We start from the raw sequence: 15,554 nt of genomic DNA, 5'->3' as shown, positions 1-15,554 counted from the left end.
CAGCTCCTTTCGGTTCTAGAATCGATTGCGGTTACGATACAGCAGGTAGAGGAAGAACGGTGCGCCGATCGCGGCGGTGAACACGCCTGCCGGAACATCACGCGGCAGGAACGCCGCCCTTGCGACCAGGTCCGCGCCAAGCAGCAGAATCGCACCGATCAGCGCGCTGACCGGCAGGACGCTTCCGAAGTTGGGACCCACCAGCCTGCGGGCCATATGGGGTGCCATCAGACCGATGAAGGCGATGGCGCCGCCGATCGAGATGGCTGCTCCGGCCAGGGCGACGCTGAGTCCGATTAGGATCAGTCGCTGTTTTTGAACCCGGGCGCCCGTGCTGCTGGCAACGTCATCTCCCAGGGCTTGGATGTTCACATTGCGGGCCTGCAGCCAGGTAAGCGGTAGAAGTACGGCTACCCAAGGCAGCAGGGTCAAGACGTCCTTATCCCAGGACATGCCGTAAATGCTGCCTGCCATGAAGGTAAGGGAGCGGTCGGCCAGCTGCAGCGGCCCGGATATGATCAGCATATAGGAGATCGATTTGATCGCGGCCGATACCCCGATCCCGATCAAGACGAGCCGCAGCGGCGATACGCCATTCTTCCACGCAAGCACATACAGCAGTCCGGTAATGAAAAAAGCACCAAGGATGGCGAATAGCGGCATCCAATGAATCGATACGGTGCCTGTGAATATGAAGATGAAGAGAACCGCTCCCAGCGATGCTCCCTCCGTTATGCCGATGACATCGGGGGAGGCCAGGGGGTTGCGGATGACACCCTGCAGAATAGCCCCCGCCACCGCGAGAGCGGCGCCGATCAGCACGGCGATAATAATCCGGGGCAGCCTTAGCTGCATGACGATGACCTGCTCCATGGGCGGTGCATCGCCGAACAATGCTTTAATGACATGAAGCGGCGAAACAAACTGGCTTCCCGTTCCTGTGCTAATAATCATGGCGGCGATGCAAAGCACGAATAGGGTCAGGCATACCCATAGTGTTCTTCTCTCCAGCATAAACGATACTTTAGCGTTCCTGGAGCGGAATATGCGGTGTTTACTCATTGTGCTCGTCTTCCTTTCCTGGCTATGTACACGAAGAACGGCACGCCGATGACTGCAGTCATCACGCCGACCGGGACTTCCTTCGGCATGGCAATGTATCGGGAGCCGAGATCGGCCGTCACCAGCAGAAGTGCGCCCAGCACCGCGCTGTATGGCAGAATCCAGCGATAATCATTTCCTATTAAATAACGAACGATATGCGGGATGATGATTCCGACAAATGCGATGGGTCCCGCAGCGGCAACGGAACCTCCGGCCAGCAAAATAACGGCCGCTGCTGCTAACAGCTTAATAAGCGCTGTTTTTTGCCCAAGGCTCTGGGCGATGTCGTCTCCCATGGAGAGGGCATTCAGATGACGACCCAGCAGGAGTGCAGCCAGCATGCCAACGGTCATGTACGGCCACACGGCTGCAAGTTGGTTCAAATCGCGTCCGGCTACCGAGCCGACCAGCCATACCAGCACCTGATCGAACATTTTGCCGTCGGAGAGCATTAATCCCTGCGTCAAGGAATGGAAGAAGGCGGCTATGGAGGCACCCGCGAGGGTGATTTTTACCGGCGTCATGCCGTCCCTGCCGATGCTGCCCAGGAAAAATACGATACCGCCGCTTACCGCGGCTCCGATCAGCGCGACCCAGGTAAGGGATTGGAGTCCGCTTATGCCCAGCCAGCCCGCAGACATAATAATGAAGAAGGCTGCACCGGAGTTCACGCCCAGCGTGCTGGGCGATGCAATCGGATTGCGTGTGATAACCTGCATGAGCGCACCCGCAACAGCCAGGCTTGCTCCTACGGCAAGCGCAATGAGTGCCCGGGGCAGTCTTGCCGTGAGTATGATCAGATGCTCGTTGCTCCCGTTGAAGTGAGTGAACGATTCCCATACCTGATGAAGAGGTATGTTTGTTACTCCGAATGCAATGCTGCCCATGACGGCAGCAGCCAGCGCCAATAGCGATATGAATAGTCCGAATACGCGCATATATGCTCACTTTCTTAAGTCCATGAATAATTAAGTTCATATGAATTTTAGGTGAAGGGACCCCATCTGTCAATGATCTTGATAATCATTCTCATAAATATCTTGATATTTTTCATAAAACCCTTTATAGTTTTGAATCAGTGATTGATAATGATTTTCAAGTAGAGGGATATGACACAAGGGGGATTTAGATAGGTATGGGAAAAGGAATGGCAAATAAATCAACGAGAGGCCTCAAGTTTAGCTTGCTGGCTCTCATCATGATCGTGATCCTTGCCGGGTGCGGAGCAAGCCCAGCGAAAGAAAATGCAAACAGTACCGGCGGCGACACAACGAATGCTGCAGGTGGCAACAATGATAGCGCAGCAAGCGAATCGTATGAAGTTACGCATGCGATGGGTACGGAAACGATCAAGGGAACGCCTCAAAAAGTGGTGGTTCTCACGAACGAAGGAACCGAGGCCCTTCTCGCATTGGGCGTGAAGCCTGTAGGTGCCGTTAGATCCTGGACAGGCGACCCATGGTATCCGCATATTAAAGACCAGATGGAAGGCGTTACCGTTGTAGGGGAAGAGAGCCAGCCGAACATCGAGCTGATCGCCGGCCTGCAGCCGGACCTGATTATCGGAAACAAGATGCGTCAGGAGAAAGTATACGAGCAATTGAAGGCGATCGCGCCGACTGTTTTTGCCGAGGATCTTCGCGGCGAGTGGCAGACCAATTTTGAGCTGTATGCCAAGGCGCTGAACAAGGCATCTGAAGGCGAAGAGCTCCTGGCTGCATACGACAAGCGGATTCAGGATTTCAAAGAGAAGGCCGGAAGCAAGCTGGACGAGACCGTCTCCGTGGTCCGTTTCATGGCAGGCAAGACGCGCGTGTACCATACCAATACGTTCTCGGGCGTCATTTTTGATAAAATCGGCATCGCCCGCAACGACATGACCAAGAACGCCAAGGACGATTTCGTTGACGAGATCACGAAGGAACGTTTGCCTGAGGCAGATGCCGACAGACTGTTCTACTTCACTTATGAAACCGGGGATGGCGGTGCCAACCAAACCGAGCAGGAATGGATCAACGATCCGCTGTGGAAAAACCTGAATGTCGTCAAGAACGGCCAAGCCCACAAAGTGGATGATGCCATCTGGAATACGGCAGGCGGCATCCTGGCAGCAAATCTGATGATTGACCAGCTGCAGGAATTTTACGGCATTCAGTAATGAATGAATGCTGCATAGGAAAAAGCTAAAAAAGGAGTCATCCTAAAAGATCTGAGATCTTGAGGGATGACTCCTTTTTTGTGTATCGCCGCGTCGCCAGCATAGCTGCACCGTAGCATAGCTGTCGCCAGTACCGCCACGTTGGAAGCATAGCTGCACGGTAGCATCGCTGTCGCCGGTACCGCCACGTTGGCAGCATGGCTGCACGTAACATCGCTGTGTCGCCGGTACCGCTGCGTTAGCAGCATAGCTGCACGTAACATCGCTGTCGCCGGTACCACCGGTATGTAGCTGCATGCCACACTGCACGCCAGCACAGCACAACCAACTCCCCCTGCTTCTTGCCGCTACCCCTGACCTGTTAACGGACTCCAGTTCCCTTATTTTCTTAATTCGCACCCAATTCTTAAATCTAACGGACGCAGGATCCCTTATTACCGCAATAAGGTGCCTATTTGCCATCATATTCTATGAATAACGTATCTGGTGTCCGTTAGCTCTCGAAAATAACACCCATTCGGCTAAATAACGTATCCTCAGTCCGCTTGCCCTCGAGCAGTAGCACCAAGATCAGCAGTAGCAACAAGATTAGAAGTAGCAACAAGATCAGAAGTAGCATTAATACCATCAGTAGCATCAATACCAGCAGTAGCACCAAGATCAGTAGTAGCAACAAGGCAACAAGATCAGTAGTAACAACAAGATTCAGCAGTAGCAACAAGACCGCCTGTTAACGGACCCCAGATCCCTTATTTTCTTAATTTGCACCCAATTCTTAAATCTAACGGACTCAGGATCCCTTATACCGCAATAAACTGCCTATTTGCGATCATTTTCTATGAATAACGTATCTGGTGTCCGTTAGCTATCGAATATAACCCCCATTCAGCTAAATAACGTATCCTCAGTCCGCTTGCCCTCGAGAGTAGCACCAAGACCAGAAGTCGCACCAAGATCAGCAGTAGCAACAAGACAGCAGTAGCAACAAGATCAGCAGTAGCACCAAGACAGCAGTAGCAACAAGACCACCTGTTAACGGACTCCAGTTCCCTTATTTTCTTAATTCGCACCCAATTGTTAGAGCTGACGGACGCAGGATCCCTTATTACCGCAATAAGGTGCCTATTTGCGATCATATTCTATGAATAACGTATCTGGTGTCCGTTAGGCTCACGAAAATAACACCCATTCGCTAAATAACGTATCCTCAGTCCGCATGCCCTCGAGCAGTAGCACCAAGATCTGCAGTCGCACCAAGATTAGCAGTAGCACCAAGATTAGCACTAGCACCAAGACCAGAAGTAGTAACAAGACCAGCAGTAGCAACAAGGCCAGCAGTCGAACCAAGACCAGCAGTAGCACCAAGATCAGCAGTCGAACCAAGATTCAGCAGTAGGATCAAATCAGCACTAGCAACAAGACGAGCAGTAGCCTCACCTATCTACTCTGAGTTCCCCCGGTTTCAACCTCTAAACCATAGCTACTTAAAGTCATGCGGTTCTACCTCGTTTTGGTCAACAGCCATCCAAGCATTCCACTAGACACCGAATCCATCCGTACCCATCCGTGCCCTCCCTGTAAGGACGCTTTTGCTTCGCTTCCACCTTTTTACGAAATCTTCATCACAATGTCCGCTCCGGCAACATAGGTCATCGCCTTGATGTATTCCGGGTCTTGGGCTCGTCGTTCCATTTCCTCAGGAGTGAGGTCCTCCATTCGCGTCTGAATCCACCATAAGTTGCCGAACGGGTCCCGTACCCGTCCCACCCGATCACCGAAGAACAAGCTTGTTGGCTCCGTCACCGAAACGGCTCCTGCGGCCAGCGCTTGCTGGTAGACGGCATCGCAATCCTCAACATATAAACGGAGGTATGCCGGGCTATCCGGCCATTCCGGCTTCGCGTCAAACATCATCACGACGGCATCCCCGATTCGCACCTCGGCATGGCCGATGATACCATCGCCAACATAGACGCGGGCTAACTCTTCGGCTTGAAATGCCTGCTGCAGGAATTCGATCAGCGCTGCGGAGTTTCTTGAGATGATCCACGGTGTAACGGAGGTGTAGCCATCCGGAATGGGTTTAACAGCTTTCGATGGGTTCGTCATAAATACGCTCGCTCCCTTAAATTTCATTTATTTGAACTGCTCTGATGTACTCATTATGCGGGGGCATATATGACAACCGAGCGTCAGTGTTCCCAAAACAGTTTTGGGCATACGGCTTTTTATTTAGCAAAATAACCACCGCCACCGTAGAACATTATGATCACCCGGTCATGAAAAGGTTTCAAGCGTGGAGTTCCGTCCGCGAACGGTTCACGTTTGACACGACCCACAAACCTATGTACAGTATTAGACAAAAGAATAGGAAGTCCACTAGGGGAGCCGTTAGCGGCTGAGACAAGAGCGTATCTTGGACCCTTTGAACCTGATCTAGTTCGTACTAGCGTAGGAAAGTGGAGCCTTCGTATATGAGGTCTCGGTGCGTTTTTTGGCGCACTCGGGCTTGTTGACGAAGCCGCTCCAGTTTTCGGGGGCGGCTTTTTAGCGTTGCCTGGAAACTCGTGACTTACGGACTTCCTGCTCTTCAATATGTTGGAGGTGGGGACAAAAATGAGTTTCACGAAAGAGCTCCGTCAGCAGGCGGGAGGCATTTTTCAAGCAATCTTCGATCATCCCTTCGTAAAAGGCATTGCCGAGGGGAATCTGGAGCGAGAGCAGCTGATTCACTATGTAAAACAGGATTTTGAGTATTTGAATGCCTACATGCGGATTTATGGTATCGCCATATCCAAATCGGCCAGCCGAGAAGAGATCGCGACCTTTAACGAACAGATTTCATTCATCCTGCACAGCGAGGTGCACCCGCATCAGAATTTTTGCGCAGCCGCCGGGGTGACCTATGAAGAGCTTCAGGGGTATCCCCTTGCTCCGTCCGCGCATCATTATATCCGTCATATGCTGACGGTGGCGCATGAGGGCAGTCTGGGCGAGATTATGGCGGTACTCCTTCCTTGCCCGTGGACGTACCTGGAGATTGGCCGCAAGCTGCTGAATGAGGTGAAGCCGGATGAATCCCATCCGTTCTATGACTGGATTTATTTCTATGGCAACCGTGGGGGAGACGCGACAGCCAAGTTCTGCAACCGTGTTGATGAGTGGGCGGAGCGTGCGACGGCAGCCGAGCGGGAACGGATGAAGGAGCATTTCATGCTGAGCTGCCAGCTGGAGTATATGTTCTGGGATATGGCATATAAGCAGGAGGAATGGCCGGTGCAGCTGCAGGCTGCGGTGCTGTAAGGAGAAGCTGTATCAAGCACATAAATTCCATTATAGATAAGAGAGGCTGATTCATATGCATGCATGGGAAAAAGAAGTTTCGGCGCTTTTAACGAAGGTACAGCAGACGAGCCCCCTCGTTCACAATATGACGAACGTGGTGGTTACGAATTTTACGGCTAACGGCTTGTACGCGCTGGGCGCGTCGCCGGTCATGGCTTACGCGCCCGAGGAGGTGGCGGATATGGCCGCCATCGCGGGCGCACTCGTATTGAACATCGGCACGCTGAACCGCGAGCTGGTGGATGCGATGATCATAGCGGGACAATCGGCCAATGCGCATGGCGTCCCTGTCCTGCTGGATCCGGTCGGTGCGGGCGCGACCCGTTTTCGGACGGAGTCGGCCTTGCGGATCCTAAGCGAGGTGAAGGTTTCGCTCGTGCGCGGAAATGCGGCTGAAGTCGCTCATCTTGTCGGGGAGGCCCGCGAGATCAAAGGCGTAGACGCAGGCAATAGCGCAGGCAGCAATCATGCCGAGCTTGCTGTGCGGGCTGCACGCGAATTAGGCACGATCGTGGCCATTACCGGTGAAGAGGACGTGATTACCGATGGAACCGAAGTGCGTATCATAACCGGCGGGAATGCTCTGCTCACGAAGGTGACCGGCGCAGGGTGCCTGCTTACCTCGGTGCTGGGTGCCTTTGCCGCTGTGGAAGCAAACCTGCTGCTTGCAGGTACGGCGGGACTGGCCTTCTACGGGGCCGCGGCGGGGAAAGCCGCAGAGCGCACGGCAGATCAGGGACCGGGGAGCTTCCAGATCGCTTTCCTGGATGAGCTGGCAAAGCTCCATTCAGACTCGCTGGAAGGATATACGGTTGTCCGGGAAGCAGAAGCGGCCGCTGCTGGTGGCACACGATGAGCAAGACTCGCGTGCCCCGGGCACTGACGATTGCCGGGTCCGATAGCGGCGGAGGCGCCGGCATTCAGGCCGATCTGAAAACCTTCCAAGAGCTCGGCGTATTCGGTATGTCGGCGATTACGGCGATCACGGTGCAGAATACCTTGGGTGTTCACGGCGTATATCCACTGCCCCCCGAAGCAGCCGCCGAGCAGATGGAAGCGGTAGGCTCGGACCTTGGAGTAGATGCATTGAAGACGGGCATGCTGTTCAACGCGGAGATCATTCGCCTGGTGGCTGACCGGATTCGGGCATTCGGCTGGGAGAAGGTTGTTGTCGATCCCGTGATGATCGCCAAGGGCGGAGCGGAGCTGCTGCAAAGCGAAGCGGTGCAGGCATTAAGAGAAGAGCTGCTGCCGCTGGCGCTGGTCGTCACCCCCAATATACCGGAAGCTGAAATATTAGCTGGAATGCGTATCCGCACGGTAGAGGATCGAAAGGAAGCGGCGAGGCGTATTCATGATCTGGGGCCCAAGATCGTTGTGATCAAGGGCGGCCATGATGAGGGGATGCTTGTCGGCCGTGAAGATGCGGATCACCAAAGAGACAGGGGACCAGATATAACGGCGGATACGCAGCAGGAAGAGTTGCCTAAGTCCGAATTAACGTCTGGCCAAACGAGAGCTGCCAGCCATAACGGGGAGTTTAGTGAGGGACGCTCCCCCATTTTCAAAAATAACGACAATTTCGGAAATCCCGGCAGTCCTCCGGTCATGGACCTTGTATACGATGGTACGGCTTTCACGGAATTACATGGCAAACGAATTCATACTGTTCATACGCATGGTACCGGCTGCACTTTCTCTGCCGCCATCACTGCAGGCCTGGCCAAAGGCTTGAGTGCATTCGATGCGATTCAGAGCGGGCGCTTATTCATCCAGGCCGCCATTGAGGACGGCTTAAACCTGGGGCAAGGACACGGCCCCACGAATCATTGGGCGTTTCGTCGCAGCCGTCAGGAGGTGCTGCGATGACGGGGAGAGTGACACCCGAAATGATGAGGCAGCATCTACGAATGTACCTCGTACTTGGTAGCCTGAACTGCATCGTCGAGCCAAGCCGGGTCGTACAGGAGGCACTGGCTGGGGGCGCGACCATGGTCCAGTTCCGCGAGAAGGGACATGGCGCGCTTGTTGGCGAGCCGATGATCCAACTGGCTCGCCGGATCCAGGATCAGTGCCGCCAAGCGGGCGTACCCTTCATCGTCAATGACGATGTGGAGCTGGCACTGAAGCTGAACGCCGATGGCGTGCATATCGGCCAGGACGACGAATGCGCGGCTTCCGTACGGGAGCGGATCGGCAACCGGATTCTGGGTGTCTCCGCCCATACCGTGGAGGAAGCGAGGCGTGCCATCCTCCACGGTGCCGATTATCTTGGCATCGGACCGATCTATCCGACCCGCTCGAAGGAGGATGCCAAGGCTGCGCAAGGCCCAGCGATTCTCCGTGAACTGCGCGAAGCTGGAATCGATCTGCCGATCGTAGGGATCGGCGGGATTACCGTGGAGCACGTGGAGGAAGTGATTGGAGCGGGTGCGGATGGCGTCGCGGTGATCTCCGCCGTTACGGGAGCGGAGTCGGCGCGGGAGGCTGTGGAGACTTTTATAGGAAAGATACACCGTGTAACCGAAGGAATTTTTTAAAATGTAAGAGGATCATGATAAGGATCCTGAACAAGAGTGTCGAATTTTCTTCGGCATTCTTTTTTTGTTTGCGTTAGATTTTAAATTACTGTATATGCTCAGCTTTTCTGTCAACAAGCCATTCTATTGATCCATTCCCGTGTATCATCCCAGATCAGATTGCCATTGAGACCCGGATATGATATACGTAGGACAATGTACCTGCTCCACGATTAGTGAGCTCTCCAAATAAGTTGAATAGGAGATCGGAATGTGAATAATAGGCAAAAAGAGATTTTTCGCAATTTGTTAATGGAACCGAACCGGCTGTGGCTCGTTCAGGATCTGGCGGATCAGACCGAGTGCTCGGAGAAGACGATCCGAAACGATCTAAAGGTGATTGAAGAATATATAGTTAAGCATTCCAGTGGTCATCTGGTGAAAAGGCCGGGACTCGGCGTCTATCTGGAGATCGGAGAAGCGGATCAGGCTGATTTATTGCACCGCTTGTATTCCAACCAGAATACCACCGAGGATGAATCCGATGAGGAAAGGGTGCTGCACCTGGCCTACCGGCTCTTGATGAGCGCGAAGCCCGTAACCCTGCAGAACTTGGCTTCACCGTTTTACGTGAACAAGGCGATTATTCGTCGGGATATGGAAAAGATTGAGGGCTGGCTGCGCAGCTTTGATCTGAGTTTAATGATGAAGCAGCGTGTAGGCTTCATGATTGAGGGCTCGGAGAAGAACAAACGGATGGCGCTGGCGCGGTTGAACCAATTGATCAACCGCCCGGAGTTGACGGGACAGATGATGCGTAACCAGTTTGAACCGCACGAGATTGCAACCGTATCCAATGAGTTGAAGGCGTTGCAAAAGCAGCATCAGCTCCGCTTTACCGATGAAACCTTTGAAAGCCTGATGCTGCATATTCTGCTCATGGTCAAACGGACCAAGCTGGGACAGCCGATTTCGCTCTCCGAGCAGGACATGGCCTTTTTGGAGAATAAAGCGGAATTTGCATGGGCGATGGGCTTTTTGAAGCAGCTGCAAAAGCTGTTCGCTGTACCTTTTTCCAAGGCAGAAACCGCTTATCTAACCCTGCACCTGCTTGGCGGGAAGTTCCGATACACGCAGGAGGATGAAGGCGCCCGGCGGAGCGATCTGGCAGACAGCCACCCCCTGCTGCCCCAGTTGGTTGAGCAACTGATTCGGCGGATGTCGGAGCTGAATATGATCCCTTTCTCCAAGGACCAGGTATTATTGAACGGGTTGAAAGTGCATTTGTACACGACCATGCACCGTCTTCATTATGGTCTGGCTGTGTCCAATCCGATGCTGGCTGAGATCAAAAAGATGTATCCGTATATGTTCGATCGGGTCATCATGGCATTGGAAGAGGTAGGGGGAGCGCTCCATCTGCACTTTCCCGAAGAGGAGGTCGCATATTTGACGCTGCACTTTCAGGCGTCTGTGGAGCGGCTTCACCAGAATGAAAGCCATCCTCAAAAGGTCATTATTGTGTGTCACATGGGCGTTGGGATGTCCCAATTGCTTCTCGCGAAGGTGGAACGGAGATTCCCGTCCGTACATGTAGAGACAACGATGTCCAAAGCGGAAGTTGAGGATTATCTGGCAGCTCATGAGGTGGATCTTGTCATTACAACTGTTGATCTGCCCGAACTAAAATTACCTTATATCCTCGTTTCCCCTCTGCTCGAGGCCAGTGACGAGCGGAAGCTGGAGCAAGCGATCCGGGGGCTCGATGAGCCGGACAGCAGGACGGCTGAGGAATCGGTCTTTTTGAAATATACGACACCTTTTCTCGTCTTTCCTCAGCAGGAGGTAAGGCCCCCAGAACAGTTAATCGCCAAGTTTGCGCAAATGCTGGAGGACAAAGGGTATGTCGAGGCAGGGTATACGGAAAGTGTGCTGGATCGTGAGAAGATGTCTGCTACGACGATTGGGGCTGGCATTGCCATCCCTCATGGCAGCTCGGAGCGGGTTAAACAGTCCTGCATCGTTATTGTTACTTTGAAGCAGCCGATTCCCTGGGGAATCGAGAAAGTAGAGCTTGTGTTCTTGCTTGCGGTTAAGCACGATGAGCGGGAAGAGATGAGGCAGCTGTTCAGGGAATTGTCACGGATCAGTGAGCAGCCGGCATTGGTCCGTGCGTTGTCTAAGGAGACGGACGTGATGCGATTACTGAATACGTTAAAAGGGTAAAATTAGTAGTAGAAACTGTGATGATGAAGCAGGACGTATACGTCCTGCTTTTTACATTTTTTTTGGGGTCCCCGCAAAGTATTTGGAATAAGCATCGTAGCATAGGCCCACTTTGTGGGGATATTTTATTGCGAAATAAACCTGTTTTTCCGGAAGTTCCGGTAAAAAGTTCATCCGATAACAGCGTTTTCAGCGTGTACACTATAAATGTAAGCGGGAACATGACAGCAAAGGAGAATGACGATCATGAAAATATTAGCGATTACTTCATGTCCTAACGGAATTGCACATACTTATATGGCTGCTGAGAATCTGCAGAAGGCAGGCGCGAAGCTGGGCGTTGAGTTAAAGATCGAGACCCAAGGCTCCATTGGCGTGGAGAATCAATTCACGGAGCAGGATATCCGTGAAGCCGATGGCATTATTATCGCAGCGGATAAGACGGTGGTGAAGGACCGGTTTGTCGGTAAAAAACTGCTTGTTGTTGGTGTGCAGGATGGTATCCGTCGTCCAGAAGAGCTGATCCAACGGATGATAAAGGGGGATGTGCCCGTCTATCAGGCACAGTCCAAGGCAGCTGAAGATATGACAGGGGAGAACAAACCTAAACAAAATCCGATCTACCGTCACTTGATGAACGGTGTATCCTATATGGTACCGTTTATCGTGATCGGTGGACTGCTCATCGCAATCGCACTGACGATGGGCGGCGTGAAAACGCCGGGTGGTCTGGTTATACCGGAAGGTTCGATCTGGAAAACGATTGAGAGTATCGGCGCGGCTGCGTTTACCTTCATGGTTCCGATCCTTGCCGGATTTATCGCAATGAGTATTGCCGACAGGCCGGGTCTTGCACCAGGTATGGTCGGCGGGTTCATTGCTGCGAACGGCAGCTTTTATGGAAGTGAAGCGGGAGCTGGATTCATCGGGGGGATTATTGCCGGTTTTCTGGCGGGTTATGTTGCACTTGCTATTAAAAGGATCAAGGTTCCTCGGTCGTTGCAGCCGATTATGCCCATTATCGTTATCCCGGTGCTGGCTTCACTGGTTGTAGGGTTAATCTTTGTCTTTGTGATTGGTGCTCCGGTTGCGGATCTGTTTGAAGCGTTAACCGTCTGGCTCGCGGGAATGCAGGGCACAAGTTCGATTCTGTTGGCACTTATTCTGGGCGCGATGATTTCTTTTGACATGGGTGGTCCCGTGAATAAGGTTGCGTTCCTGTTCGGCTCGGCCATGATCGGTGAAGGGAATTATGAGATTATGGGCCAAATTGCCGTTGCCATCTGTGTTCCTCCGATTGCCATGGGACTGGCGGCAATGATGAACAAAAGGAAGTTTACACCTGCGGAACGTGAAGCTGGAAAGGCAACATTTACGATGGGACTGTTCGGTATCACCGAAGGAGCGATTCCATTCGCGGCGCAAGATCCTCTACGCGTCATTCCGAGTATCATGGTCGGTTCGATGGCTGGTTCAGTGATTGCAATGTTGGGCAGTGTCGGTGACAGTGTGGCCCATGGCGGGCCGATTGTAGCCGTACTGGGTGCCGTTGATCATGTGTTGATGTTCTTCCTCGCTGTCATGGTCGGCGTAGCCGTTTCGGTTATCATGGTGAGCCTGCTCAAGAAAGATGTTGCAGCTGAGACTCCGGCAGTTGTTGGAGAAGGAGCGATAGAGGATCCTGCCGGAGCAGGTGAGGCGTCGGCAGAAGACGTAGATGCAACCTTGGCTGTGGACTCAGCCGAAGTGGCTCCAACCGTAATGAATAACGGTACAGGAACAGAAGCATCTGCTATCCGCGTTGAGAAATTGACGGATATTGTAACACCGGATCTCATTAACCTGAATCTGGTCGGTACGACACAGGATGCTGTTATCGACGAAATGATCGGTGTATTGGAGCGGAATGGGGCGGTAAGAGCTGACGGAGATTTTAAACAGGCCATATTAGCCCGGGAACAAGAAAGCTCCACAGGCATCGGCATGAATATCGCGATTCCTCACGGTAAATCGGATGCTGCCCTGAAACCAAGCGTGGTCTTTGGTATCCAGCAGAATGGTGTCGACTGGAAGAGCCTGGACGGCAGCGAAGCCAAACTGATCTTTATGATTGCCGTGCCGCGTAATAGTAAACAGAATGCGCATTTGAAAGTGCTGCAAATGTTGTCCCGCAAGCTGATGGACGATGATTTCAGAGAAGCGCTCTTGGCGGTGACAACGAAGGAAGAAGCATATCAACTGCTGGATCAGGTGCATTAATTCAAGACTGAGTGGAGTGACTTCACCTAGCCATTGGTTGGGTGGGCAAAAGGAGCCAAGGAGCTTGGCTTACTAGCAGAAGGATAATGGCTGATCTGTTGGAGTTAATCCTGCCATTATCTCATCATATTTGGGTTTTATAGAACCATTCCATTGAAACCAGCTCCGCACAGAAACGTGCGGGGCTGGTTTTATCCGTTTCTCGACTTACTTCCGAAAATCCATGGATTTGCTTGTCAGCCGGCGGTATGCCAATCACTTTCACAGCAATAACTCCATGGCTGCGCGTTCTTTATCTGCAATCTCGAGCAAGAGGTTGGACGCCTGCTGTAGCTCCTGGTGGTTACCTGATCTTCCGGCACGGTCGATCGCCGCAGAGACACTGGCCCACATTGGAGCGATCTCCGTAAACAAAAGGTAGGCTTGTTCGATTCTCGGGTCTTCCAACCGATCGGCGCATTCTTTCAAGTAATCCCGATACAGATTCCGAAACAGAGCACCGCCGGTTCCCGCACGCTCCATCAGCAATGCGGTCAGGCATAAATCATGTTCGGAATTGTTGCTGCGGGAAGGCCACTTCAGGATCTCTTTGCTCATTTTTACAATGCCTTTATTCCCGATATTGCGAATGGGCGGGTTCAAATAGTCATGCGCATTCTTGGTCAAGGATTCGCGTAAAGCTGGAACGAGCGGCGGTAAGGCGTCGATTGGCTCGAGCGTAAAAGAACGATTTCGGGAACTCATGGCACCCTTTGCGTTTCTGGCTGCGGCCAAGCTCGTCAAACGCGTCTTCACCAGTCCGCCCTGTTGTCTGGTATCTGCCATGTAGGCGTATTCGTCATCCACGCCGTATAGGACCGCATAGTGACCGGCAAAGTGTACTTTGTTCGTGAAATAGTCCAAGTAATAGGAATCCAATTTCAGCCCAACCGGAATTCCGCGTTCGATGCAGCTCCGTACGTTCCGCCACGCTTTGTCGACGGACGACGTTTCTTGGACTCTGACGGTCAACCCCAGCCTGTCGGCGAGGTTGGCCGTCAACTTATCGACTTTCACCCTTCCTCCGATGAACGGAAAATCCATTCCCTTCGAGTCCCAATAAATGAATCCGAGCCCTTGTCCGAGTCCGAACAGCATCGGCTCCGATAGCTGGACTCCTGCAAATTGCATCAAATTGCCCATGGTGGTCGTTTCGCAATGTTCGCCTTGGTAAGGAACGAAACCTTCAATGATTGTGGTCATATTCCCTGGTCTCCTTCGACAATTCATTAATTAGACTGGCAACGAACGCTTGCTCACTCTCCATTAGGCTTATCGGATGCAAGAACAGCGCCCTTACGTTCAGGGGCAATCGAACACCGCCCTGGGATTCGAATTTTTGCTTTATGCCTTCTGAAGCCTCCCGAAGAAAATCCAACCGTTTCCGCAATGCAGCTATGGCCATGTCTTTCCCGATAAGAGGCAAAGCGGCCAAACCGAGATCGAAGCGGTTGTCGCGCTCCCGTGCTGACGAAAGACTGTCAAGGATTTCATTTTTCAGCTTGACCATACCGGCTTCGGTGAGGACAAACCGGGTCGGCATGGGTCCCTTGCCGGATTTTTCGTCGGATTCCTCGGATGCAATCCATCCTTTATCGCTCAGTTTCCTCAGCCCTACGTAGATTGAAGTCGTGCCGATATTCGCCCATTCCCGATAGCCTCGTTGATCGACTAACTTCTTGATATCGTACCCCGAAGCTTGACGACATTCTGCGATCATTTGCATCAGCATGAATTCGACATTTGAAATAGGGTGCATGAAGGACCCCCTTGTCTTTAATATTTCACATATGGAATATAACACTAGTGAAATAAAAGAACAACCACGGGATTCAGACATTGATCAAGCTTGCCCGGATCAAAGCCGCCCATCGGACAAGAGTCCAGGTCCATCGCTTTCGCGC

Annotated in this window: 12 protein-coding genes and 1 riboswitch; of the genes, 7 read left to right on the top strand and 5 right to left on the bottom strand. The window is 52.5% G+C overall.

The features are described from left to right. Positions 1 to 15 precede the first annotated feature (15 nt). Positions 16 to 1,062, bottom strand: coding sequence for a FecCD family ABC transporter permease (locus PLA01S_RS02045; RefSeq protein ID WP_127589824.1), 1,047 nt, complete (start codon positions 1,060 to 1,062; stop codon positions 16 to 18). Beyond that, positions 1,059 to 2,042, bottom strand: a complete 984-nt coding sequence (locus PLA01S_RS02040; protein WP_127589823.1) for a FecCD family ABC transporter permease — start codon at positions 2,040 to 2,042, stop codon at positions 1,059 to 1,061. The genes PLA01S_RS02045 and PLA01S_RS02040 overlap by 4 nt, the downstream gene beginning before the upstream one ends. A gap of 197 nt (positions 2,043 to 2,239) precedes the next feature. Here PLA01S_RS02040 and PLA01S_RS02035 point away from each other — a divergent pair, with 197 nt between their 5' ends. Further along, positions 2,240 to 3,262, top strand: a complete 1,023-nt coding sequence (locus PLA01S_RS02035) for an ABC transporter substrate-binding protein (protein WP_127589822.1) — start codon at positions 2,240 to 2,242, stop codon at positions 3,260 to 3,262. A 1,608-nt stretch (positions 3,263 to 4,870) separates the two neighbouring features. Here the strand turns inward: PLA01S_RS02035 and PLA01S_RS02020 are convergent. Beyond that, positions 4,871 to 5,371: a VOC family protein gene (locus tag PLA01S_RS02020; RefSeq protein WP_164817258.1), complete on the bottom strand. Its 501-nt coding sequence runs from the start codon at positions 5,369 to 5,371 to the stop codon at positions 4,871 to 4,873. 262 nt (positions 5,372 to 5,633) lie between these two features. Then, a riboswitch (TPP riboswitch) is annotated at positions 5,634 to 5,737 on the top strand. Between the two features lie 141 nt (positions 5,738 to 5,878). Between PLA01S_RS02020 and tenA the strand changes: the two genes are divergently transcribed. The 6 genes from tenA (at position 5,879) to PLA01S_RS01990 (ending at position 13,611) form a co-directional block, all read left to right on the top strand. Next, a complete protein-coding gene (gene tenA, locus PLA01S_RS02015; protein ID WP_127589819.1) occupies positions 5,879 to 6,565 on the top strand; it encodes a thiaminase II in 687 nt (228 codons plus the stop codon). A 55-nt stretch (positions 6,566 to 6,620) separates the two neighbouring features. After that, a complete protein-coding gene (gene thiM, locus PLA01S_RS02010) occupies positions 6,621 to 7,463 on the top strand; it encodes a hydroxyethylthiazole kinase (protein WP_127589818.1) in 843 nt (280 codons plus the stop codon). Beyond that, the gene (gene thiD / locus PLA01S_RS02005; protein ID WP_127589817.1) at positions 7,460 to 8,476 is read left to right on the top strand and encodes a bifunctional hydroxymethylpyrimidine kinase/phosphomethylpyrimidine kinase; all 1,017 of its coding nucleotides are present in this window, start codon (positions 7,460 to 7,462) and stop codon (positions 8,474 to 8,476) included. Before thiM ends, thiD begins: the two co-directional genes overlap by 4 nt. After that, positions 8,473 to 9,147 carry a thiamine phosphate synthase gene (gene thiE, locus PLA01S_RS02000; RefSeq protein ID WP_127589816.1) on the top strand — a complete coding sequence of 225 codons (675 nt, stop codon included), beginning with the start codon at positions 8,473 to 8,475 and terminating at the stop codon, positions 9,145 to 9,147. Before thiD ends, thiE begins: the two co-directional genes overlap by 4 nt. Before the next feature lie 252 nt (positions 9,148 to 9,399). Continuing rightward, on the top strand, positions 9,400 to 11,352 hold the full coding sequence (locus PLA01S_RS01995; protein ID WP_127589815.1) for a BglG family transcription antiterminator: 1,953 nt from the start codon (positions 9,400 to 9,402) through the stop codon (positions 11,350 to 11,352). Positions 11,353 to 11,598: 246 nt separating this feature from the next. Beyond that, positions 11,599 to 13,611 carry a fructose-specific PTS transporter subunit EIIC gene (locus tag PLA01S_RS01990; protein WP_127589814.1) on the top strand — a complete coding sequence of 671 codons (2,013 nt, stop codon included), beginning with the start codon at positions 11,599 to 11,601 and terminating at the stop codon, positions 13,609 to 13,611. A 261-nt stretch (positions 13,612 to 13,872) separates the two neighbouring features. Here PLA01S_RS01990 and PLA01S_RS01985 read toward each other — a convergent pair whose 3' ends face one another. Next, the gene (locus tag PLA01S_RS01985) at positions 13,873 to 14,853 is read right to left on the bottom strand and encodes a BtrH N-terminal domain-containing protein (RefSeq protein ID WP_127589813.1); all 981 of its coding nucleotides are present in this window, start codon (positions 14,851 to 14,853) and stop codon (positions 13,873 to 13,875) included. After that, positions 14,837 to 15,409, bottom strand: coding sequence for a PadR family transcriptional regulator (locus PLA01S_RS01980; protein ID WP_127589812.1), 573 nt, complete (start codon positions 15,407 to 15,409; stop codon positions 14,837 to 14,839). Before PLA01S_RS01980 ends, PLA01S_RS01985 begins: the two co-directional genes overlap by 17 nt. Between the last annotated feature and the right edge of the window lie 145 nt (positions 15,410 to 15,554).

The sequence above is a fragment of the Paenibacillus lautus NBRC 15380 genome, from assembly GCF_004000945.1.
GTDB classification, from domain to species: Bacteria; Bacillota; Bacilli; order Paenibacillales; family Paenibacillaceae; genus Paenibacillus_AQ; species Paenibacillus_AQ lautus.
This window is presented reverse-complemented; position numbering and strand designations above follow the sequence as displayed.

Coding starts and splice junctions, on each gene's coding strand:
- PLA01S_RS02020 (WP_164817258.1), bottom strand. CDS start 5,371: ATGACGAACCCATCGAAAGCTGTTAAACCCATTCCGGATGGCTACACC.
- PLA01S_RS02035 (WP_127589822.1), top strand. CDS start 2,240: ATGGGAAAAGGAATGGCAAATAAATCAACGAGAGGCCTCAAGTTTAGC.
- thiM (WP_127589818.1), top strand. CDS start 6,621: ATGCATGCATGGGAAAAAGAAGTTTCGGCGCTTTTAACGAAGGTACAG.
- PLA01S_RS02045 (WP_127589824.1), bottom strand. CDS start 1,062: ATGAGTAAACACCGCATATTCCGCTCCAGGAACGCTAAAGTATCGTTT.
- thiE (WP_127589816.1), top strand. CDS start 8,473: ATGACGGGGAGAGTGACACCCGAAATGATGAGGCAGCATCTACGAATG.
- PLA01S_RS02040 (WP_127589823.1), bottom strand. CDS start 2,042: ATGCGCGTATTCGGACTATTCATATCGCTATTGGCGCTGGCTGCTGCC.
- PLA01S_RS01985 (WP_127589813.1), bottom strand. CDS start 14,853: ATGACCACAATCATTGAAGGTTTCGTTCCTTACCAAGGCGAACATTGC.
- PLA01S_RS01990 (WP_127589814.1), top strand. CDS start 11,599: ATGAAAATATTAGCGATTACTTCATGTCCTAACGGAATTGCACATACT.
- thiD (WP_127589817.1), top strand. CDS start 7,460: ATGAGCAAGACTCGCGTGCCCCGGGCACTGACGATTGCCGGGTCCGAT.
- PLA01S_RS01980 (WP_127589812.1), bottom strand. CDS start 15,409: ATGCACCCTATTTCAAATGTCGAATTCATGCTGATGCAAATGATCGCA.
- tenA (WP_127589819.1), top strand. CDS start 5,879: ATGAGTTTCACGAAAGAGCTCCGTCAGCAGGCGGGAGGCATTTTTCAA.